The organism is Streptomyces sp. NBC_01431 (assembly GCF_036231355.1).
Classification (GTDB): Bacteria; Actinomycetota; Actinomycetes; order Streptomycetales; family Streptomycetaceae; genus Streptomyces.
In genome coordinates this window covers 389,880-409,957 of record NZ_CP109496.1, presented here as the reverse complement: position 1 = coordinate 409,957, position 20,078 = coordinate 389,880, and the positions used below count along the sequence as shown (strand labels likewise).

Here is a 20,078-nt window from a genome sequence, read left to right as displayed (position 1 = left end):
CCACCAGCCGCCGTCCCGATCTCGTCGGCGAACGGGACGTGCGGCGCTGGTGTCGGTCCAACACGCCGGGCACCTGCTCAGGGACCGTTCTGTTTACGGTCCTCCTGCCGGGGTTCAAGGCTCTCGTCATCGCAGGGTGGTCAGTGCCGCCCCTTGATAGCTGGCTCCGGCGTTCCAGAGCAGGAAGGAGTTCATGCCGTCTCCAGCCGCCGCCCTGATCTGGTCGGCTACTTCGGTGGGGCCGTAGTGGACGCCCAGGGAGAAGTCCTGGAGCCAGGGGACGACCGTGGCTCTGGTGCCCTTGACCTGCTTCGCGAAGTCGGCCAGCGACCGGTTGACGATCTCGTACGGGCTGGCGTTCGGACTGGCGACCCCGTACTCGCCCTCGGCCCAGTGTGAGGGGTACACCATGGGAGCGATGTAGTCCGCGTGTTGGGCCAGGGCGGGGATGTCCTGGGCGATTTCGGTGGGCCGGGTGGCGGCGATGCCGAAGACCGAGACCCCGAGGTATTTTCCTTCGGGCTGGAGGCGGCGATGGGTGTCGGCGACGAAGTCGGCGATGGACTTCTCGGGCGTCTGCTTGCCCAGGCCGGGGAAGCGCAGTGTGGAGAGCTTTCCGTCGGGGCGGCGCACGTAGTCGTACAGGATGTCGTCGAAGCCCAGCTTGGCCGCTTCGGTGGCCAGGGCGATGTTGTACTCGCGGACCTCGGGATCGGCGAAGTTGGTGAACGAGAGCGTGCCGTAGTGGCCGCCGTCGTAGGGGCTGCCGTCAGGGGCCTGGACCAGACGGTTGTCCTTGCCCTGGCGGTGGGACGCCTGGGCCAGGATGGGATCGCGGAAGGCGACGATGCGGCCGACGACGCGGGCTCCCATGCCATGCAGGGTGTCGATCACCTTGCGTGCGTCGTACCGGTTCTTCACGGCGCCGATCTCGCGGGCCAGCGGCACGGAGGAGTTGTAGCCGACCTCACCGTTTTCGTCCTTGATGTCGAGCTCGACGGCGTTGATCTTCTTGTCTTTGACGAGCCGGAGAACTGGGTCGCGGACCACATCTGAGGACCAGCCGATGGCGGTCAGGTGCGCGGCCCGGGTGAGGGGGTAGGGCGCGATCGCGTTCACGTGCTCGCGGGTGATGTTGCCGGCCGCGTCCGTGGCCACCACCTCGATACGGGCGGGGGGCTTTTCGAGCCGCCGGGAGAAGGTGCCGTCGTCGCCGACGGGCACGGGAGCACCGGCTATGGAGACCTTCACCTGCCCGGCGTCCTCGACGCGGCCGCTTACCGTCACCGGTGCGCCCGGCTTGGTGGCTGGGGCGGGGGACAGCCGCAGTTTCGGGGCGGTGGTGTCCACGGTGAACGTCCGGGACACGTCGTGCAGGAAGGGCAGGCCACTGTGGGACGTGGCCGTGAGTTCGTGCTTGCCCTCGGTGAGCGAGGGGGTGTCGAGTACGAGGCGGCCGTCGGCCCGGTGGGTGTGCACCGGTTTCCCGTCGAGCCGCACCTCTATCTCGGCCAGGTCGGCCCCCTCCTTGGCCGTGATCGCAAGGCGCGGGTTGCTGACGTCGGCTCGGCCCAGCACGTCCCTGGAGCTGAGCCCTTCGACCTGGAGCTGGCGGGAGGAGGACTGTATCGCGAAGGCCCCGAGCGCCGTGCAGACCGGGACCAGCAGGGATATTGCTATGACGGCGTACCGCGTTCGGGGTCGTTTTCCGCGCATGTTCACTCTGCCGTTCTCGAATGAGGGTTCCTTGCGATATGACATAACCGCCACGCCGTCCGCCCAAGAGGTTTCGAGCGGGTAATCATGCGTTCGGCCTATCAAGCCGGGGTGTGGGGCACGCTGTTGCCCGAGGCTGGAGGTGACGGGAAGCGTCTCGTTCACATCCGGAGGCATCATGCGTCAATCCCACCGAAGCGGCGGCGCGGTCGTCGTGGCATCGGCCATCCTGCTGCTCACCGCCTGCTCGGCAGCCCAGTCCCCGCCGGAAGGGGGCCGTCAGGACGGGCCGTCGGGACGGGCGCGCAAGGTCGGCGGGCAGGTAGCGGTTGCCGACCCGGCGACCGTGCAGGCCGACGAGCTCGGTGCGGTCCCGGTGCTGATGTACCACCAACTGGTGGCCGAGCCCGGGAGTGTGTACGACCGCACGCCGCAGGACTTCCGCGCCGAACTGGAACGGTTGGCCGGGGAGGGGTACGTACCCGTCACCGCACGGGAGTTCAGCAGTGGGAAGATTGACATTCCCGCCGGTACCCACCCGGTGGTGCTGACCTTCGACGACTCGACCGCTACCCAGTTCCACCTGGGCGCGGATGGCCGGCCCGCGTCCGACACCGCGGTGGGCATCCTCCTTGACGTCGCCCGGAAGCACCCCGGATTCCGCCCCGTGGCCACCTTCTTCGTCAACGCCGACCCGTTCCGCGAGCCAGGTGGTCGAAAGTCGTTGGACTGGCTCGTCAAGCACCAATTCGAGGTGGGCAACCACACGCTGCGACACACCGCCCTGGGGACGGTGGACGACGACACCGCCCAGAAGGCCATCGCCGACAACCAAAGGGCGATCACCCAAGCCGTGCCCGGCCTGTCGGTGGTGTCGCTCGCACTCCCCAACGGTTCGATGTCCCAGTCCCGGCAACTGGTGCTGAAGGGGGCCGCCGACGGTGTGCGTTACCAGCATCAGGGCGTCTACCTGGTGGGAGCCAACCCCGCTCCTTCCCCCTTCTCGGCCGCCTTCGACCCGGGTGCCATCCCGCGGATCCGCTCCCAGGCGGCGACCGGCCCGGATGCGCAGTTCACCTCGACGGTCTGGCTGGACAAGCTGCGCGACGGGACGGTCAAGCGTTACACCTCGGACGGAGACCCGAAGAAGATCAGCTTCCCCAAGGCCGAGGCAGCCCGCCTGGCCCCGGCCAATCGGCAGGCCGCCCGACCGTACTGAACGAGGAAACGCACATTCCCACCTGACGACCATGGTTCCCGGACTCCCGCCTCCGGCCGCGAGGGGCGGGGGTGGCTTGTTGGGGTGTTGGGGTGTTGGGGTGTTGGGCGGGGTGCGGGCTGGGGTTGGGCCGGGCCGGAAGCGGGTGCCGATCTCCTCTTTGAGGACGGCGAAGAGCGACTCGGCCGCCGCGTTGTCCAAGCAGGTCCCGGCCCGCCCCATGCTTCGCCGCGGACCCAACTCCTCGATTCAGTCGCGCAATTGGGCCGAGGGGTACTCCAACCTGCCCTGCGGCCGGTGTGAATCACAGGGCCCGACGGCTTTCATGCCGAGGCGGACAGCGTGGAAGCCGCGGCTGGCTGTTTGAGCTCCCCGTCCCGCTCGGCCGCACTCGCACCGCCTGAGCCGGTGTTCTCGCAGGTTCCGTGACCCACGGCTCCGTTACCGGTGGGTCCGCGGCTCCGTGCCCCGTGGGTCCGTGACCCGCGACTTCTTGGCCCACCAGTGCAGACTCTCGGAGCTGATGCCCAACTCGCGGGCGACATCAATCACCCTCCGTCTGGACGAGCCCCCGAGCCCCTGAGCCCCCGAGCCCCCGAGCGCACGGGCTCACGACCTCGATCGCGTCGCGCTCGTACTCGTCCGAGTACTGCTTCGTGGACCGCTTTGTGTACCGCTTCGTGTACTTGCTTCCCACCCGGCACGGCACCACTTCCTCTGGACCTCAGATCCCAGATCCAGCAGGACCCGTCCGGCGCGCCGGGCACGATGGGCCCCCTCAACAACGCCCGCCGGGTGGAGGCAGTCCACGGACTGGTTCTCGACGCGGTGCGCCGAGGAGCCCGGTTGCGGCTCGGGGGTGCTCCTTCGGACCGGAGCGGCCGCTACTACCCGGCCACGGTCATCACGGATGTTCCGGTGGATGCCCGCGTCCTGCTGGAGGAGCCGTTCGGGCCCATCGCGCCCGTCGTCGCCTACGACGGTGAAGACAGCGCGATCGCCTTGGCGAACAGCACCGACTACGCACTGTCCGCCTACGTCTTCGGCGATCCGGGACGGACGGACCGCCTGTGCCGTTCTCTCAACGCGGGCAGCGTCTCCCTCAACTGCACTGCGGGCGCCGCCCCGGACGCGCCCCTGGGCGGTCGCGGTGCGAGCGGCTACGGCTACGAAGGGGGCAGTCAAGGGCTCCTGGCGTTCGGCCGGCTGAAGATCATTCAGCGGCCGCGTGCGGAAGAAGCCGCCACGGGTCAGTGAACCTCTTAACCTCTTTCATCCTGACTACGTGCAGGTCATCAGAGTGTGGGATGGCGGCGACACGGACGTCCAGCCACACGATGTCATGGCGGGGCGCGAGATGGCCGGGGCACGGTGGCTGACATGTGTGCGGTCATCCCGTCCATCCGGTGTGGTGGAGCCAGTCTTCGAAGGTCATCAAGTCGGGGTGCAGGCGGCGCAGGAGGTTGATGTCCCGGTCCTGGGCGTAGAGGTCACGGTCGGCGAAGAACTGGAACATCGCTGCGTAATCGTGGCTGAAGTCGGGGACGGCGGCGTGCAGGTCGTCGTGCGGCATCGGGATGTAGGTGCTGGGGGTGCCCGTGACCTGCGCGAAGGTAGCGGCGATCTCGTCGCCGGTGAGGCTGTCGCCGATCACCGCGAGGTCGCGGGCGCCCCAGGACTGCCAGTTGTCGAACATGTGGACCGCGAACCAGGCGATGTCGTCGAGGGCGACGAGCGGGTAGTGGGCGGCGCCGAGGGGGAGCCGGAAGGTCAGGCCGCCCCGGCCGTTCGGTCGGGGGGTGAGTCGGTCCCGCAGGTTTTCGAAGTACGGCGCGGTGGTCAGTACGGAGACGTGGTTTGTGTACCAGCCGTCGGTCTCCCTGCGGAGCATTTCCTCCGATCGCATCAGGCCGATGTGGGCGGCGACGGCGGCTTTGCTGTCGAAGTGCGGGACGGGGCGGCCGGTCAGGGACACCGCGCTGTCCAACGAGGACCAGATGAAACGCTCCACTCCCGCTCGCTCCGCCGCGGCCAGCAAGTGCAGCCCTTGCCGATACTCGCCCACGGCGCTGCCCGTCGCGAAGAAATCGGTGTTGGCGAACACGTGGTCGGCCCGCCCGATCAGGACCTCAAGGGCCGCCGGGTCGGAGCGGACCAGTCGCACGCGGTCGGGCGCGGTGGCGGCGAGTTCGGTGGCGTGGGTGGACTCCGGGTGGCGGGTGGGGACGATGATGGTGGCGTCGGTGGTGGCCAACAGATGTTGGATCACGTGGCGGCCCATGGCTCCGGTGCCGCCGACGACGAGGACGTGGGTCATGGCGTGCTTCCCTGGTGTGTCAGGACGTGTTCGGCCAGCTGGGTGTGGGTGGCAACCCAGACGTCGCCGGACTCACGTATGTGGTCGAGGATCTGGCCGACCATGCCCGCGAGGAGCGGTCGGCCTCCTACGTGGGCGTGGATGGTCAGGTGGAAGACGCCTGGGCCGGGGGCGGCGAGCACCTGGTCCAGTAGCTCACGGTGCAGGTCGCGGTAGGCGTACGGACCGGCCGCAGCGTCGCGGACGTCGGAGTGGTCGCTGTGCATGAGGGAGACCAGCGGACCGTGAGCGGTGGACAGCACCTGTGGGAGGTCGTGGTCGCTGTGGTCGCCGGTCCAGCGGTAGCCGGCCTCGGCGAGCAGGTCGGCAGTGTGCCTCGAACCGGTGGCGCGTGGGCTCATCCAGCCCGTCGGGCGAACGCCGGTGACTTGGCGAAGGATGTCGGTGCAACGACGGATGTTGGTCCGCTCGGCATCGACATCGAGCAGCGCGGGCACCACCTCCTGGGCCCAGGAGTGTGCGGCGATCTCGTGACCCGCCTCGTGTACGGCCATGACGGTCTCGGGGTGCCGCTCGGCCACCAGCCCATTGACGCCGACGGTGGCGGGCAGGTCACCGAGGACATCGAGCAGCCGCCAGATGCCGGTGGTTACGCCGTAGTCCGCCCAGGAGGTGCTGTGTGTGTCGTCGACGCCGGGCACCGGCCACGCCGCGGCCATCGGCGCGTAGGCGGGCCAGTGCCCCGGTGACCACAGCTCCAGCGCGACGGTGACCAGCGCGACGACCTTCCGCCCGCCCGGCCATTGGGTCTGTGCTCTCATTCGGTTCCCCTGCTCGGTAGCTTGCGCCGTGGACGCTAGTGAGGCGGTAGGTACCTCCGGGTTCCTGACAACGGATTACCGTCAGGGGCATGCGTGAGTACTCCGGCAGTGTCTTCCTCGCCGACTGCCCGGCTCGGCTGGCGATCGAGATCATCGCCGACAAGTGGGCGGTGGTCGTGCTGTTCGCGTTGAGCCGGAAACCATGCAGACACGGTGAGTTGGTCGACCTGATCGGCGGAATCTCGCGGAAGGTGCTGACCCAGACGCTGCGGCGGTTGCAGGGGTACGGCCTGGTGGACCGCCATGCCGAGGCCGGGAGGATCGAGTACGTGCTGACGGACTTGGGCCGGACGCTGGTGAAGCCGATCGCCGTGCTGACCGAGTGGGCTCACGAGCACGGCGCGGCCGTGGTGGAATTCCGAGAGTCCGAAACCGACGAGGTTGTTTCGGGCGTCCCGGGAGACTGCTGAAGGACCAGGACGAGCCCGGCGGCTTCGACCACGCCGAACATCTGGCCGGGGACGGTCTCGGCGCGCCGCACCACCGCTTCGACGGCTCCTCCCACAGCCGCGCCACCTCCTCGCGGCCTCTTCCAGGCGCCGTCGCTGCGCTCAGACGGCATCCGCTTTCCGTATGTGGGCGATTGTTCGTTGCTGCTCGGGCCTGAACTCCCACTGTCGGCGGGAGAGATGGGGCGGCTCGGCTGTTCTTCGTGGAGGTGGCCGGTGCCGTCGCCGCTCGGTCCGCTGGCTGGCTCGGGAGATGGGTGGTGGTATCCCCCTTCAACGTTAGGGGGCTTGCTGGATGGGTTGCTGCTGCCTTGCGCAGCACGATTGACGAAGGGGGAAACCGGCCGAGGCTTTCGGGCGGGAAGTCTTGGCGGTCAGGGGGCGGAATGCGGGCCTGGTTGGTTATGTGTCTGGTCGTGGCGCTGGCAGCTGTGGCGACGGCAAGCGGGGCGGCCGTGGCGGGTCCGGCGCGGGCGGTGCAGGACATCGAGCAGAGTGTGGAGTTCCACAGTGGGGACGTGACGCTGCATGGCACGGTCACCGCACCGGCGGGGGCGGCACGACAACGGCGGCCCGGGGTCGTGCTGGTGCACGGTTCGGGCCCGGAGACCCGGGCGAAGTACCGCGCCGAGGCACAGGCCATGGCACGGGCCGGGTTCGTGGTCCTCAGCTACGACAAACGAACCACGGGATACTCGCTCACACAGCGGTCCTATGCCCAACTCGCTGACGACGCCCTGGCGGGTGTCCAGGTGTTGCACGGGCGCGCCGATGTGGATCCCGGCAAGGTCGGGCTCTGGGGTTTCAGCGAAGGCGGCTGGGTTGTTCCGCTCGCGGCCTCACGCTCGGCAGATGTCTCGTATGTGGTCCTGGTAGGAGCATCCGGGGTGTCCCCGGCCCGGCAATCGGCGTGGTCCCTGGAGAACAAGCTGCGGCACGAAGGCGTCGGGGGATCGCTGCTGCGGACCGTACCCGTCACCGGCACGCGGTTCCTCGCAGACGCACGCCTGCTCCCCGAGGCGGACTACGACCCGCTGCCCGCGCTGCGGCGGTTGCGCCAGCCGGTCCTCGCCGTGTGGGGTGACGACCAACAGTCGCCACCGGCGGAGAGCGCCGTGGCGATCGCGAAGGCACTGGGGGACGGCGGGAACACCGATGTGACCCTCCGCTTCTTCCCGCATGCCGATCACAAACTGCACACCTCCAGGGACGGGTTCGAGCGGGGCGAGCAACTGGTGCCTGGCTACGTCGACACCATGGCAGCCTGGGTCGCGGGCCACGGACACCGGACCAACGATGCGCTACCTCATCAAGCGAGGCGAAGCCATGCTCTGGCTCCTCTACCTGCATACGAGGCATCCGGAGCTCAGACCGCAGCATTCGTACTCATGGTCGTCTCGTTCGCGGCACATCTGCTGGGGGAACTGGTACGCCTCCTGCGCAGGCGCCCGTGTGCTCCCGGGGCGGGCCGGGCACCGCGTTGGCTGGCCGCGGCAGGACTGGCCACCTTGCTCGGCTTCCTGGGCTACTTCGGCTTCGTGACGATGACGCTGACCCCTGGCCCGGTGTTTGGCAACCGTCCGGTGTTCTGGCTCGTCCTGCAACTTCTGACAGCCGGGACGGCACTGGCGGCCGTGGCGACAGCGGTGGGCTGGTGGCGCGTCAGGACGTCAGTCTCCGGCTGGACCAATGCCCGACTCGGGCTACTGGGTCTCGCGAGCACACTGTTCCTGGCCTGGGCCCTGTTCTGGGGCCTGACGACGCCATAGTTGAAGCACGACGTGGGGCAGTTACTGCCACCGGGGCGGCCACGGCGTCTGCCACCGGGGCGGCCACGGCGCGCCTCAAAAGCCCCGACAACGCGGCTGCACCGACCCGCACCAGCTCAACCTCGTCTACTCGCGGCGCCTTCTTCGGGACCGTGTTCGCGCGGAGCAGGCGGAGACGCGAGAAGCGAAGTTGGTGGGCTGGGGGGGCGAGCTGGGTCACGAACACGGCGGCTGTGGGCAACCGCTGTGCGTGGCCGCTCGTCACCCGGCAGGGCATCGATGTCGTCGGTGCGGGAACCTGCGCCGAGCACTTCGTGATCCTGCTCGCGGTGGGCGACGACTGACGATGGCACCGACGCAACTCGCCTGCCTGGTGAGAAAGCGAGGGTGGGAGGTGAGGCACCGGGTGATCAGGTCCGCGACCTGATCACCCGGGCCACGAATCACCCGGGCCACGACGGCCAGAAGCCTTGCGGCGGGCGAGTACGCCATCGGTGAGCTGATGGGTGAAGTCACCCCCGGCCTACCTGAGTGATGATGAAGTCGCTGACCGTCTTGCGGTGTCCGGCGGGCAGTTCGATGAACCGCTCGGCCGCGGTCTGTGGCCTGCCATTACGCCCTGTCCGGCGACTGCCGCGCCCTGTATGGCACCGTCGTGCAACTGGTGCCCGGCCGGGGTGGCCGGGCACCGCTGGTGAGTGCGGGCCGTGTTGTGGGGTACCTGGCTCCGCGCCGGGCGGCGAGCGCCGTCACTCGTCGGTGCACATGACGATGTCCTCGCTGATCTGCACGGGCCGGGCGCCGGGGACACAGTCACGCGGGATGTACCGGCCTTGGGTGCAGGTGTAGAACCCCTGTCCTCCAACGGACATTGCCCCTTCCCGCTGGCAGGACCCGAAAGGCGTCGGGTTGGGCTTCGCGGTGCTCGGGCTGGACAAGGGGATGACGGCTGCGCCGGCCAGGAGCAGGGCGGTGACGATGGAGCGGACACGCATCGGGTTTCTCCCGTTCTCGTGGGATGGGGTGTCCGGTCTAACGCGCGGTGCTCGCCGAGGCACCGGGAGGCCCGGCGGTCCCACTCAAACGGCCCCGTGCTGGCGAAGTGGCGCTGTCACGTTGTCGGAGATGGCGGATTTGAGGGCGCGTCAGAGTGGGGATTCCCTGTGGGCCGGCCGCGTCCGCCAGCGGTGGTGGAGCAGCCGACGGCCTGCCTTCAGACGGTGAAGCGCTGGGGCGTTTCGGTGCGTTTCGGTGCGGTAAGTGCGGGCGGTGAGCAGGTGCCGACGGGGTCGGCAGCCGCGAACCAATCGGTGAGGTTGCCGCGTTTCTCGGGGCTCGGGCACGGTTTCGGATCAGCGGATCGCCTTGCGTGCGATGGGTAGTTCGCGGTTGACGGTGTCGGCGTCCAGGACGTGCACCCGCGCGGTGGCGACGTGCCGCCTCGGTCGCCGAGGCCATGCACTCGCCGGTGGTCTTCTCGGTCCTGTCCGATGACCGGGCCGTCGCCGAGACGTTCATCGACTCCGGTGTCCTCTCCCAGATCCCGGCCGGGATTGTTCACGTCAACCTCGCCACGGTGAGTGCCGGCCTGGCTCGCCGGGTCGGCGCAGCGCACGCCGAGTCCGGTGTCGGGTATGTCGCGGCACCGGTCTTCGGCCGTGTTCCGGTCGCCGAAGCCGGAGCACTCAACATCCTTGCGGCCGGTGAGGGCAGGCAGATCAACCGCGTGCAGCCGTTCTTCGATGTGATCGGCTCGCGGACGTGGCGACTCGGCGAACGTCCGGAGCAGACCAACATCGTGAAGATCCTCGGGAACCATCTGATCGCCTGCGCAATTCAGTCACTGGGCGAGGCCGTCAGCCTCGCGGAAGGCGCCGGTGTCGACTCCGGGCAGTTCGTCGAACTGCTGACCTCGACACTCTTCCCGGGAGCCGTCTACGCAGGCTATGGGTCGATGATCGCCGAACGGCGCTACCAGCCAGCCGGATTCACCACGATCCTGGGCCGCAAGGACCTCCACCTCGCCCTCGATGCGGCCACCGACCACGACACTCCGCTCCCGATCGGTCAGCTGCTGCACGCTGTCTTCGATCAAGCCATCGCCGACGGTCACGGGGCAGACGACTGGGCGGTCATCGCGGAACAACAGCCGCGGCGACCACCGACGGCCAAGGACCGTGACCGCGGTATCGGCCAGCCCGGATGACGCCTCGGCCGCCACCGTTACTGCGATCGCGGCCGCCGCGGCGCCGTTTCTCGGCACTCTGGGCGGAAGGCAGCGATGACGGAATACTTCGGTCAACACGCCATACTTCCCCAGGACTTAAGGGTGGCGCTGCCACGTGGATATCCCAACTCCACCGCCACCACCGTGCGATCGAGGTCAAGAAGTCCTGATCCGTATCGACAAGGCCGTACCCACCCGATCCGGCGTGCACCTGGTGCGTGACAGCGCCACCCACAACACTGCCGAGACCAAGACCTGGCTGAGCAAACACCTCATCGGCTTCCCTTGGATTACCTTCGGCTGCGCATCATCGACACCAGCAGCCCGTGGGTCTCGTTGTCCGCGGCGACCACAAGCCCACGACCCGATTCACCAATCGGGCCACCGTCGATCCCGGTGACAACACATCCCGCGGCTCGGCATACAGCGATGCCGGCGGCGAAGTGCACACTCCTGGACAGGTCGCCGCCATCGGTGACATACGCGGCGCGTTTGCCGGCAGCAACCCAAGCCAGCGCCAGCGTCGTGGACACGACCCGCGGCCGGAAACACCCGACGAATTCAGAGTGGGCCAGCAGATTCACCGCCCGGAACCCGGGTGCATTCGGAAACGGCGGATCCAGGTTGACGTCCACCAGACGGGTACCGGACGAGGGCGTCAGCACGGCGTCATCAGCCCCGTCCTGCCGCACCCAGGCAGACTCCCCGTCGGTGAAGAACACCTCGCCGCTGAACGGGTCGGCCACCGCGGCCGCCCCATCGCGCAGCGCCACGTTGACAGCCACCAACATGTTGCCGACGGCGTAGTTCAGTGTGCCGCACAGGGGATCCACCAACCACTGGCGCACAGCGCCGGTGGCACCCTGCTGCCCGCCCTCCTCGCCGAGCACCGCGTCATCGGGCCGTGCGGCACGGATGATGCCGAGGATCGCCTTTTCGGCCTCCACATCGGCGGCGGTGGCAAAGTCCCCGGCGCCCTTGTCGATGCGGTTGAGCTGCTGGGCGTACATGGCGCGGACCACATGTGCGCCGGCCCGCGCCCCGGCTATCGCTACTTCAGCATCGTCGGAACCCGCGTACGAATTGATCACGCCGTGCAGACTATCGAGGCGAAGTACCGCCCTGGTGAACCTTCCTGGTCAGAGGGCCGCCGAACCAGGAGGCGCTCTACCGGCGCACCGCCGAGATCAGTCCGCCGGGCCCCTCTTCGTGCTGCGGCGGGGTGCTGATCGGGCGGCCGTAGGCGGCAGCGCGCTCGCGCAGGGTGTGGCTGGCGGCCTCCCAGCCGTGCTCGGCCAGCCAGCCCACCGGGTCGTCGGGCATCTCCGATACCCACATGGACGCCGCCGATCCCGGCACGGCGCCCGCACCGAAGCGCTCGATCACGCCGCGCGAGCCCAACGTCAGCCCCATCCGACTGCCTGCCGCCGACTGCGTGCTGATCCGGGCCAGCAGCAGCTCCACCGCGTCTTCGGGCAGATAGATCAGCAGCCCTTCGGCGATCCACACGGTCGGCACCGTCGGGTCGTGCCCGGCGGCGGCCAGCGCGCCTGGCCAGTCCTCACGCAGATCCACCGCGACGGTGATCCGCTCGCAGCCAGCGACGGCCCGCTCCTGGCGCAGAACCGAAGCCTTGAAGTCCAGTGGCGCGGCGGTGTCGACCTCGAACAGCCGGGTGCCCTCGGGCCAGTCCATCCGGAAGGCCCGGCTGTCCATACCGGCGCCGAGGAGTACGACTTGCCGGACCCCGGACGCTGAAGCCTCCTGCAACAGGTCGTCGAGGAACTTCGTCCTGATGACGATGGAGAACGCCACTCCCAGCCTGCGGCGCCGCGCAGCCTCGTCATCGGGCTGCGGCGGCGAGGAGGGCCACCGGCCGCCAGCGGTGGCGAAGGCCTGTGCCAGTGGGTCGCGGAACAGCGCGTTCTCCCGCTCGGTCTCCCGCGCCCGCACCCTGGCCACCCCCACCGCCGTGGCCCATACTCCCGACGGCTGCACCCGCTCCTGCTCATCAGTCATCACGTCAGCCTAGAGGATTGATTCCAAGGCCTGATGAGTGGAGCCAGGTTCATGCGCGGCCACCCGGACACGCAGGCGCTGACCACCTACAACCACTGAACCAGTTGGAAGCGATCACCAGTCGGGAGCGAACTGGCTGGGGGTTCGCCCTGTGTCTGAAGTTCTTTGAGGCGGAGGCCCGGTTCCCGGAGGACGCTGGAGAGATTTCGGTGCCGGCAGTGTCGTGCATCGCTCAGCAGGTGGAGGTGCCCGAGGAGGAAGCGCCGTTTACGACTTGGTCGGGGCGGGCGATCAAGCGGCACCGGATGAAGATCTGAGGCCCGTTCGGCTTCAATGAGTGCACCGAGGAGGTCCGGGCCCAACCTGCGCCCCAGACTGAAGTGCGTCGACTCGGCGCAGTTGTACGGGAGAACGCCGGGGGGAGTTCACTCCGTTCCGGCGGTTCAACTCCGCGATCCGCTGCATCGTCGTCGCGGGCCGCCCGTGGCGGGTTCGGAGTGACAACCCCGAGTTGTCAGCGGCATCGCGGTATCCCCGGGCGGCGGTGGCGCCAACGCAGCGCTCTGCGCGCCGGTCCGACGCCCGAACGGGGCGGGCCTCGCCTGCTCTCTGGGCGCAGTGATAGCGCGGGGGAGGGGTGTCCAGAGCTTCTGGCTCGGGTTGGCGGGGTAGTCGAAACAGCGGGTGGGGGCTTGGGTGAGTGGGTGAGTGGGTGAGTGGGTGAGGCGGGGATGGGCGGCCTGGGCGTTGTTGGTTGCGCGGCTACGGTGGTGTCCGAGCGACGGGGGGGGGGCTCGGCGTCCCCCAGAACGGACCGGCCCGGGGCAAGGTGCGCTCGACCGGCAAGGTGAGCTGGTTTAACCTCGGTGCTCGACGAGCCGGGCAAGTGTCTCTGTGGGCCAGCAGAGCCATTCGAGAAGCGGATGGCTGATGACGAAGTAGTGGGCACTGACCCAGCCCCGCTCCTTGTCGAGGATTTGCGGGGCTTCATCGCGGCAGACGTAGCGGAGGTAACGGCGGCGGATCGGCGCTCCTGCTATCAGCAACGCGGGTGACGCGACGAGGATGGCCGGCGGGATCAGGCCCTTCACGGCCATGAGCTTGGCTTTCTCCTCGTATCGCATGTGTTCATTGTGCTGATCCTCATTGTCCCTTGTCAGCCTGTTCGTCGGCGTTTTTCGTGCCGACCTTGTGGCGTGCGGGGTGGGCGTAGGACTCGTCGGTGGTGAGGACTCGGCCCACGTCGTGACGGGTGGCAGGGCGGTGCTTCTTCGAGCCGAGTGGGCGGCCGGGACCGCGGGAGGACGGGTTCGGTGCATTGGCTGGAGAACCGGTCTTCGCTCGCAGGTTTCTGAAGCCCCTTCGGACACGGTCGGGCGTGAGCTTGTTCGGCTGTGCCGGCTCCTCTCAGGGCCGCCGGAGATCGGTGGTCAGCGGGCGGGCCAGCCGGAACTGGGCGTAGGCGGCGATCACCAGCCACGTCCACCGGTCGGCCGCATCCGAGCTGCGAAGCCGGGGCTGTGTCCAGCCGAGTGTCTGCTTGAACAGGCAAAACGTGTGCTCCAGGTCGAAGCGGCAGAGGAAGGACGGCCAGCACTGGTCGATGTCCGCTGTGGTGGCACCGGTACCCGACCACCCCAGCCAGACGGGCTTGTTCACCCCGCCGCTGGGGGGCTTCTCGGCAACCAGGCGGATGCGGTGACCTTGATGATGGGCAGCGGTCCGTCGTGGTCGAGCCAAGTCGCCCTGCGGGTCAACCTGGGGTGCAGCCAGTCCCATGCCTGCGCGGTCGCCTGCCCGTGGCGGCGGGTGTCCGTGGTGGTCACAGCCTTCTCGGTTCCTCAGGTGACAGGGTGGCCGAGGACGAACTCCCCACCGTATTTGGGTGATTGGCCTCCCTGCGGATCGTAGATCCGCGGCGGCGTCGGCCGTCGCATCGCCCGGTCGGAGCGGAGACGGCCGAAAACCTGTACTGGCAGACTGTCCAGCAGGTGAGCAATGCGCGGTGCGTCATATCCGGCCTCCATCACCACGAGCACCTCCGGATCGCCCTCCTGCCACTGCCTGGCTTCCACGAGCCGCTCGATGACCTCGCGGATCTGGACCGTTGTCATCGTGGCGCTCTCCAGCGCGGCCACGGGACAGCGGCACCCCGGCCGTCCGGGCACAACAGCGCGTCGCACAGCTCGTACAATGCGTCGCCCCGAGCGATTAGATACGCGTGCAGCTCCGACGGGAAGTGTCACGCTTCCGCGGGAAGTGTGACGCTTCCGCGAACGCATCCTGCAGGACGCCTGATGCACCAAATTCACGACCACGGCCTTTCCAAGCTGGTTCCTCTGCCGCTGTGACGGAGCAAAGGATCAACGGAAGGCCACTTCCGCATCCGGCGAACTGCGAAAACGCTCAACAAATTCGATCCGCCTTCGACCCCGGACCATAAACGACAAATTGGGCACCTGTTTGCATGCGTCCTCCTGTCGCCGAGCAGTATTCGTCAAGTCGTGACCGGGGTCCGGCAAGCTCGTTGACCCGGCATGGGATCACTTACGCGTATGCGTCGTTCCGGCATCGCCGTGCTGTAAGGGTTGGTTTTGGCCGCAACTCTTCCCGCCAGCGATGCCTTCGCCAGCAAGGGCTCTTTTACGTGGCTGGGCCCCAAAGGCAAGCCGTTCTTCGTCGAGAACCCGCCGGACGGTAAGTGCCTGGCCATGAGCCAGGAGGCGCGCGGCGCGTACAACGGCACTACGGGCCCAGTGACTATCTACACCGGTAAGAAGTGCGACGGCGGATCAAAGCGCCTGGCGTTGGGGCAGCACGGACCGGCCGACACTTCGTTCTCCAGCGTGTGTTTCTCGGCGCACTAGACAAGGCTCGGCGGCGTTTCCTTATGGATGCTGAGCCACCCATAGCGGGGGCGGATGCGGCGGGCTGAAGCCAGCCGCCCCGGCAAGTGTCTAATCGCCGCATCTGCTGCATCATTTGCTGCCCCCAGCATCCGGTACCCGACGGGAACGGCCTGGCCAGACCGCGCGATTGGAGGTGGAGGGGGGGGTGACAACCTCTTCCGCCGGCCTCCCTGCGCCCGATGGTCAAGAAAGAGAAGGGCCGCGGCTTGGTCTGCGGGCGGGGCGGGGATGGGCCCGTGAGCGTCTGGTTGCGCGGCCGCGGGGCGTGGATCGCTGTCCCGTCGCAGCTGATCTGGTCCAAGGCCGGGGCTGCGCCCTGCGACGACCAGATCGATTGCGACGGGCGGTGACCCGAAATCTCAGATGCTCTGTCTGGTCTGGCGCGTGCGGTCGCTGTCGGCGTCTCGGGCGATCTGGTCTGGTCTGCCGGTGCTGTTTCGAAGTGGTGCCAATCTCAGGGCGCTGAGCCACAATTGGTAGTCCCGGACTTGCTATCCGATACCCGCCGTCAGCATGGCCACCGAAAGACCCAGTGTGCCGAACCCGCCGACCGCGCCCGCGATCGCGCCACTCCGCCAGTCGCGTACAGATCGCAGGTGGATCCGCGCGGCCATGATGAACAAGAGCCCACCGGCCATGAACCAGGGACCCCACAGGAAGGTGTACCAACGGCTGACCGACAGCAGCTCCGGCGCGATCGTGACGATGCCACTCTGTACGAGCAGCCCCTGGACCAGGAACAACCCCCGTGCCAGAAGAGCAACACCCCCGCACCCCAGCCTGCCAGTTGCAGAAGGCGGCTCCCCCACCGGCCCCAACTGCCCACCAATGCGAGACCGAGCAGACCGCCGACGACCTTGAGCAGACAGGTCACCCACAGGACCACGATGAACCAGGTGACCCGTTCCTGAACCAGTCTTACCAAGGCGGGAGCAACGGTGGTTGCGGCGCCCGCCACACCACCTGCCGCCCAGTAGAAAATGGGCAGAGAGAATACGAGCCCCCACGCCGCCGCTGCATATCCCGGCCATCTGGCGCGACCCACCAAAGGTGCTGCCGTACTCGTAAACCCAGGCATCATGTCTGCCGGCATTGCAAGAGCAACAGCGCCCAGACGTCCACCCCGAGAAGGACGAGTTCCCCCGACCGGGGAGGAACAACTCGGGGCAGACAATCTGGGACAGCGAACGAATCAGACCAGATCATGTGAGACGAGAACCCGGTCGACCAGGACGGGACAATCGCATCCTGATACGCACGCTGGATCTCGAATGTCGGTTGACAGTGAAGTTGGTCCGACGCGAGGCACTGACCTGCGTGGACTGACTTCGCTGTCAATGCGGCCTCGTGACACTGTGTGCCGATCCGCGACCTGGGATGACTGTTTCGGGTGGCAAAGACGGCCGCGGCCTGGGGTCGCTGTTGTCTTGCGGCTCGTCGCGCAGTCCCTGCCCGCCGAACAGCAGTTCAGTCGCTCTCTCATGCTGGGGCTCGTCGGCGAGCGCCGCGCCTCACTTCTACGGGCCTTCCATGCGACACCGACACCGACACCGACACTGACATTGGCATCGACACCGACACCGCCCGGCACCGGCGAAGCCATGCCATGGCCCCGCAACGGCTACCTGCTCGACGAAATGGCTGGACGAGGGCGAAACGACCCCTGTCCCGGGCTGACACAGGGACGTGCCCGACGGCTCCCGCAGCCCAACTCCGCCCGACCTGAACGTCTTCGACTGTTTCAAGCGCGTCGATCCCCCTGGTCAATCGGAGCTGTCGGCGGGCAGGAGCAGGAGCTTCCCGTGGGCGTGCCCGGTCAGGCTGATGTTGAGAGCCTTGCGCCAGTCCGCAAGGGGGAAGGTCCCGGCGACCGGCACGGTGAACCTGCCTTCCGCGGCCAGCTGTGCGAACTCGGGGAAGACGCCGAAGCGTTCGTCGTCGGTCCACGTCGCGGGGTCTTCGTGAAAGCTGTCGCGCACCCCGAGTTCCGCTGCCCCGGCCATGTCGGAGCAGGTCAGCACACGCTTGGGATCGCCGCAGACGATCTTGACGAGTTCCGGCAGAGCGTTGTTGGGCGGCGCGGTGTCGAAGACGAGGTCGACCCGGCCGATGCTGAGGGCCTTGACGCGGTTGGCCAGCCCGTCGCCGTAGCCGACGACCGTGGCTCCGAGGTCGCGCAACTGCTCGGCGTAGGTATCCCCGGCGGTCGCTATGACCCGCGCGCCGCGGATGAGGGCGATCTGTACCGCCGCGTAGCCGACGGTGGTTCCGGCGCCATTGATCAGGATCGTGCTGTCCGCGGCCAGGCCGAGTCGCGCGAGATGCCAGGATGCGGTGCTCAGCGCCATGGGGAGCGTGGCGGCCCGGGTGAGGTCCAGCCCCTTGGGCACGGGGAACCAGTGATCCAGAACGGCGCGGTCCGCTGCGCCGGCGCTCGGCTGGTCGGCGTAGTCGGCGGTGCCGAACACGCGGTTGCCGACGGCCACGTCCGTGACGCCCGCGCCGACAGCCTCGACGATGCCCGAGACGTCGCAACCGATGCCGCGCGGCAGGGTCCCGGGCATGAGCCCGCGGCACAGGGCCCAGTCGGCCGGGGCCAGTCCGCACGCGTGCACGGCGACGCGAATGCGGCCGGGGCCGGGCTCAGGTACGGGAGCGGTCTCCAGGCGCAGGACGTCAGAGGGCTCGCCGTGCTCGTGGAAGCGCACCGTGCGCATGGTGCCCGGCGCGGAAGGGAGTTGGGACATGAGGTCTCCTCCAGGGGTAATCGGAACATGCTCCGGTTAGCTCGGGGCCTAGACTAACCCGGTGAGCACCTCAACCGGAACGCGATCCGTTTAGATATGGCCACCAATCCCTCCCCTAACGCGCAGCAGCTGCGTGCCGATGCTGCGCGCAACCGCGAGATCGTGCTCGCGGCGGCCACCCGCGCCTTCGCCACCTCCGACACCGAGCCATCGATGCGCGCGATCGCCCGGCAGGCGGGCGTCGGCGTCGCCACCGTCTATCGCCATTTCCCAACCCGGGAAGCGCTTGTCGACGCCGTTTATAGGGATCAGGTCGTCCGGCTGACGGGCGGGGCACACGAGTTGGTCGCCGCCCATCCGCCCGCGCACGCGCTGCGTCTGTGGATGGACCTGTTCGGGGACTGGGTGGCCACCAAACACGGCATGACCGACACTCTGCTCGCCATGATCGATTCCGGCGAGATCTCCCTCGCTCACACCCGGCAGGAGCTCCTGTCGGCCATCTCCACGATCCTCGATGCCGGAGCCGCCGCGGGGGACATCCGTGCCGACGCTAGCGCCGAAGACGTCTCTGCCGGCATCCTCGGCATGCTCGCCGTCGCCGCCAAGTCCGGAGATCCTGCCCAGGCCCGGCGCCTGCTCGACCTGCTTATGGACGGTCTCAGGCCGGCTAGCCGGAGGGCGTGATGAACTCGCCCGCCTGGCCGAGAACCTGCTGAGCGAGCCGCAGGGGTGCCGCCGACGAGCCCTCCCGTATGCGGTTGGACTCGGCGGTCGGCGCCGGTGTCACCGCTGGACGATCTCGCCCCTCCCGTACCGCCCAGCGGATCGTAGGAGGGCCGTGACGCCGGCGCTGGGGGATCGCGGCCTGGGGACCGGCAGATATGGATGAGACGGGCAGGGCAGCACCGACGATCAACAACGGGCGACTCCCGTAGTCTCACGATCCGTGAAGTCCATACGCACCCTCCTGACCCGTAAGAAGTCCAAGTCGGCCGCAGGCGGGGTTGACCAGGCCGCGGCGCTGGTGCTGCGGGGTATCAGTGAGCTCCTGCGTGCGGGCCGCGCCGAGGAGGCCGAGGCACAGGCGCGCTCTTTCGAGGGTGCGGCGGTGCGTGCCCCGGGACAGGGCGACCTGACGAACGTGACCGCCTCGTTGCTGGCCGCGCGCGCCGTCCTCGCCCAAGGGCGCGCCGCGCAGGCATTGTCCGAACTGGATGGTTTGCTGGCGGCGTTGGTTGACCCGCCGAGCATGAGTCACTACGTCACGTCGCTCGCGGTCCGGGTGAACCGTGCGCTGGCGCTGTGCGCCCTGGACAGGCCTGGCGAGGCCGAGACCGAGTGCCGGGATGTCCTGATCGCCCTGGCGCGGATCACGCAGCATTCCGTGAAGGTGGAACTTGCCGCGCTCCACTGCTTGGTGCACGCCCTCAACGGTCAGGCCCGCCATGAGGAGGCCGGAGCCATTGCCCGAGGTGCGCTGCCCCGTGCCCAGGGAGAGGCCGCCATGGCCCTGGGCTGCGGCCTGGTGCGCAGCCTCAACGGCCAGAGCCGTTATGAAGAGGCGCTTGCCGAGGCCCGCAAGCCGACCCCGGAGCACGGTCGGGGCGGCGCCGGGGCCGTCGCGCTCGGCGCTGCCACCGCCCTGCACGGCTTGGGCCGCCGCACGGAAGCCGAAGCAGAAGCCCGCCAAGCACTCGTGGACTGCGAGCAGTTCCTGCCCCTGGGACACCGACGAACTCGGCAGGTCCGCGAACTGCTGGCCCGCATCACCTCCGACAGCCCCAACTAGGTACGCCGGCCAAGGCGCAGCGGCGCTCGGATC

Annotated in this window: 21 protein-coding genes and 1 pseudogene; 9 read left to right on the top strand and 13 right to left on the bottom strand. The window is 68.2% G+C overall.

Annotated features, from left to right (window positions below):
- Positions 1-126: 126 nt before the first annotated feature.
- Positions 127-1,716, bottom strand: a complete 1,590-nt coding sequence (locus OG522_RS02105; protein ID WP_329461182.1) for a putative glycoside hydrolase — start codon at positions 1,714-1,716, stop codon at positions 127-129.
- A 178-nt stretch (positions 1,717-1,894) separates the two neighbouring features.
- Here OG522_RS02105 and OG522_RS02100 point away from each other — a divergent pair, with 178 nt between their 5' ends.
- Both OG522_RS02100 and OG522_RS02095 read left to right on the top strand, forming a co-directional pair.
- Positions 1,895-2,935 (top strand): polysaccharide deacetylase family protein, encoded by a 1,041-nt coding sequence (locus tag OG522_RS02100; RefSeq protein ID WP_329461181.1) that lies wholly within the window; start codon positions 1,895-1,897, stop codon positions 2,933-2,935.
- A 768-nt stretch (positions 2,936-3,703) separates the two neighbouring features.
- On the top strand, positions 3,704-4,192 hold the full coding sequence (locus tag OG522_RS02095; protein WP_329461180.1) for an aldehyde dehydrogenase family protein: 489 nt from the start codon (positions 3,704-3,706) through the stop codon (positions 4,190-4,192).
- A 133-nt stretch (positions 4,193-4,325) separates the two neighbouring features.
- On the opposite strand, the gene OG522_RS02090 is transcribed toward OG522_RS02095, so the two are convergent.
- Entirely contained in the window at positions 4,326-5,252 is a 927-nt protein-coding gene (locus tag OG522_RS02090) for an NmrA family NAD(P)-binding protein (RefSeq protein ID WP_329461179.1), read from the bottom strand.
- The gene (locus OG522_RS02085) at positions 5,249-6,073 is read right to left on the bottom strand and encodes a polysaccharide deacetylase family protein (protein ID WP_329461178.1); all 825 of its coding nucleotides are present in this window, start codon (positions 6,071-6,073) and stop codon (positions 5,249-5,251) included. The genes OG522_RS02090 and OG522_RS02085 overlap by 4 nt, the downstream gene beginning before the upstream one ends.
- Positions 6,074-6,162: 89 nt before the next feature.
- Here OG522_RS02085 and OG522_RS02080 point away from each other — a divergent pair, with 89 nt between their 5' ends.
- Both OG522_RS02080 and OG522_RS02075 read left to right on the top strand, forming a co-directional pair.
- Positions 6,163-6,543 (top strand): winged helix-turn-helix transcriptional regulator, encoded by a 381-nt coding sequence (locus OG522_RS02080; protein ID WP_329461177.1) that lies wholly within the window; start codon positions 6,163-6,165, stop codon positions 6,541-6,543.
- 455 nt (positions 6,544-6,998) lie between these two features.
- Positions 6,999-8,351, top strand: a complete 1,353-nt coding sequence (locus OG522_RS02075; protein WP_329461176.1) for an alpha/beta hydrolase family protein — start codon at positions 6,999-7,001, stop codon at positions 8,349-8,351.
- A gap of 749 nt (positions 8,352-9,100) precedes the next feature.
- Here the strand turns inward: OG522_RS02075 and OG522_RS02070 are convergent.
- On the bottom strand, positions 9,101-9,346 hold the full coding sequence (locus OG522_RS02070) for a hypothetical protein (RefSeq protein WP_329461174.1): 246 nt from the start codon (positions 9,344-9,346) through the stop codon (positions 9,101-9,103).
- A gap of 461 nt (positions 9,347-9,807) precedes the next feature.
- On the opposite strand from OG522_RS02070, the gene OG522_RS41170 reads away from it, so the two are divergent.
- Positions 9,808-10,557 carry an NAD(P)-dependent oxidoreductase gene (locus tag OG522_RS41170; RefSeq protein WP_443074646.1) on the top strand — a complete coding sequence of 250 codons (750 nt, stop codon included), beginning with the start codon at positions 9,808-9,810 and terminating at the stop codon, positions 10,555-10,557.
- Between the two features lie 311 nt (positions 10,558-10,868).
- On the opposite strand, the gene OG522_RS02055 is transcribed toward OG522_RS41170, so the two are convergent.
- Complete coding sequence (locus OG522_RS02055; RefSeq protein ID WP_329461173.1) at positions 10,869-11,669, bottom strand: inositol monophosphatase family protein; 801 nt, start codon at positions 11,667-11,669, stop codon at positions 10,869-10,871.
- A 76-nt stretch (positions 11,670-11,745) separates the two neighbouring features.
- Positions 11,746-12,597 (bottom strand): class I SAM-dependent methyltransferase, encoded by an 852-nt coding sequence (locus tag OG522_RS02050; RefSeq protein WP_329461172.1) that lies wholly within the window; start codon positions 12,595-12,597, stop codon positions 11,746-11,748.
- A 104-nt stretch (positions 12,598-12,701) separates the two neighbouring features.
- Here OG522_RS02050 and OG522_RS02045 point away from each other — a divergent pair, with 104 nt between their 5' ends.
- Positions 12,702-12,914, top strand: coding sequence for a hypothetical protein (locus OG522_RS02045; RefSeq protein ID WP_329461171.1), 213 nt, complete (start codon positions 12,702-12,704; stop codon positions 12,912-12,914).
- Between the two features lie 540 nt (positions 12,915-13,454).
- Here OG522_RS02045 and OG522_RS02040 read toward each other — a convergent pair.
- The 4 genes from OG522_RS02040 to OG522_RS02025 form a co-directional block, all read right to left on the bottom strand.
- A complete protein-coding gene (locus OG522_RS02040; protein ID WP_329461170.1) occupies positions 13,455-13,721 on the bottom strand; it encodes a hypothetical protein in 267 nt (88 codons plus the stop codon).
- Positions 13,722-14,004: 283 nt separating this feature from the next.
- Positions 14,005-14,256: a hypothetical protein gene (locus OG522_RS02035; RefSeq protein WP_329461169.1), complete on the bottom strand. Its 252-nt coding sequence runs from the start codon at positions 14,254-14,256 to the stop codon at positions 14,005-14,007.
- Positions 14,253-14,423 carry a hypothetical protein gene (locus OG522_RS02030; RefSeq protein WP_329461168.1) on the bottom strand — a complete coding sequence of 57 codons (171 nt, stop codon included), beginning with the start codon at positions 14,421-14,423 and terminating at the stop codon, positions 14,253-14,255. The genes OG522_RS02035 and OG522_RS02030 overlap by 4 nt, the downstream gene beginning before the upstream one ends.
- A gap of 15 nt (positions 14,424-14,438) precedes the next feature.
- Positions 14,439-14,735, bottom strand: a complete 297-nt coding sequence (locus tag OG522_RS02025) for a transposase (RefSeq protein WP_329461167.1) — start codon at positions 14,733-14,735, stop codon at positions 14,439-14,441.
- Between the two features lie 456 nt (positions 14,736-15,191).
- Between OG522_RS02025 and OG522_RS02020 the strand changes: the two genes are divergently transcribed.
- Entirely contained in the window at positions 15,192-15,464 is a 273-nt protein-coding gene (locus tag OG522_RS02020) for a hypothetical protein (RefSeq protein ID WP_329461166.1), read from the top strand.
- Positions 15,465-15,997: 533 nt separating this feature from the next.
- Here OG522_RS02020 and OG522_RS02015 read toward each other — a convergent pair.
- The 3 genes and pseudogenes from OG522_RS02015 to OG522_RS02010 form a co-directional block, all read right to left on the bottom strand.
- Positions 15,998-16,249, bottom strand: a complete 252-nt coding sequence (locus OG522_RS02015) for a hypothetical protein (RefSeq protein ID WP_329461165.1) — start codon at positions 16,247-16,249, stop codon at positions 15,998-16,000.
- Positions 16,250-16,305: 56 nt separating this feature from the next.
- Positions 16,306-16,584 (bottom strand): annotated as a pseudogene (locus OG522_RS41165) (hypothetical protein); the annotation flags it as partial.
- 685 nt (positions 16,585-17,269) lie between these two features.
- On the bottom strand, positions 17,270-18,223 hold the full coding sequence (locus tag OG522_RS02010) for an NADP-dependent oxidoreductase (RefSeq protein ID WP_329467446.1): 954 nt from the start codon (positions 18,221-18,223) through the stop codon (positions 17,270-17,272).
- 126 nt (positions 18,224-18,349) lie between these two features.
- Here OG522_RS02010 and OG522_RS02005 point away from each other — a divergent pair, with 126 nt between their 5' ends.
- Both OG522_RS02005 and OG522_RS02000 read left to right on the top strand, forming a co-directional pair.
- Positions 18,350-18,940 carry a TetR/AcrR family transcriptional regulator gene (locus OG522_RS02005; RefSeq protein ID WP_329461164.1) on the top strand — a complete coding sequence of 197 codons (591 nt, stop codon included), beginning with the start codon at positions 18,350-18,352 and terminating at the stop codon, positions 18,938-18,940.
- Positions 18,941-19,202: 262 nt separating this feature from the next.
- Positions 19,203-20,045, top strand: coding sequence for a hypothetical protein (locus OG522_RS02000; RefSeq protein ID WP_329461163.1), 843 nt, complete (start codon positions 19,203-19,205; stop codon positions 20,043-20,045).
- Positions 20,046-20,078 lie beyond the last annotated feature (33 nt).

What these genes read in the sequence shown, in the direction of transcription:
- OG522_RS02105 (WP_329461182.1), bottom strand. Translation starts at nt 1,716, where the DNA reads ATGCGCGGAAAACGACCCCGAACGCGGTACGCCGTCATAGCAATATCC.
- OG522_RS02100 (WP_329461181.1), top strand. Translation starts at nt 1,895, where the DNA reads ATGCGTCAATCCCACCGAAGCGGCGGCGCGGTCGTCGTGGCATCGGCC.
- OG522_RS02095 (WP_329461180.1), top strand. Translation starts at nt 3,704, where the DNA reads ATGGGCCCCCTCAACAACGCCCGCCGGGTGGAGGCAGTCCACGGACTG.
- OG522_RS02090 (WP_329461179.1), bottom strand. Translation starts at nt 5,252, where the DNA reads ATGACCCACGTCCTCGTCGTCGGCGGCACCGGAGCCATGGGCCGCCAC.
- OG522_RS02085 (WP_329461178.1), bottom strand. Translation starts at nt 6,073, where the DNA reads ATGAGAGCACAGACCCAATGGCCGGGCGGGCGGAAGGTCGTCGCGCTG.
- OG522_RS02080 (WP_329461177.1), top strand. Translation starts at nt 6,163, where the DNA reads ATGCGTGAGTACTCCGGCAGTGTCTTCCTCGCCGACTGCCCGGCTCGG.
- OG522_RS02070 (WP_329461174.1), bottom strand. Translation starts at nt 9,346, where the DNA reads ATGCGTGTCCGCTCCATCGTCACCGCCCTGCTCCTGGCCGGCGCAGCC.
- OG522_RS41170 (WP_443074646.1), top strand. Translation starts at nt 9,808, where the DNA reads ATGCACTCGCCGGTGGTCTTCTCGGTCCTGTCCGATGACCGGGCCGTC.
- OG522_RS02050 (WP_329461172.1), bottom strand. Translation starts at nt 12,597, where the DNA reads ATGACTGATGAGCAGGAGCGGGTGCAGCCGTCGGGAGTATGGGCCACG.
- OG522_RS02040 (WP_329461170.1), bottom strand. Translation starts at nt 13,721, where the DNA reads ATGCGATACGAGGAGAAAGCCAAGCTCATGGCCGTGAAGGGCCTGATC.
- OG522_RS02010 (WP_329467446.1), bottom strand. Translation starts at nt 18,223, where the DNA reads ATGCGCACGGTGCGCTTCCACGAGCACGGCGAGCCCTCTGACGTCCTG.
- OG522_RS02005 (WP_329461164.1), top strand. Translation starts at nt 18,350, where the DNA reads ATGGCCACCAATCCCTCCCCTAACGCGCAGCAGCTGCGTGCCGATGCT.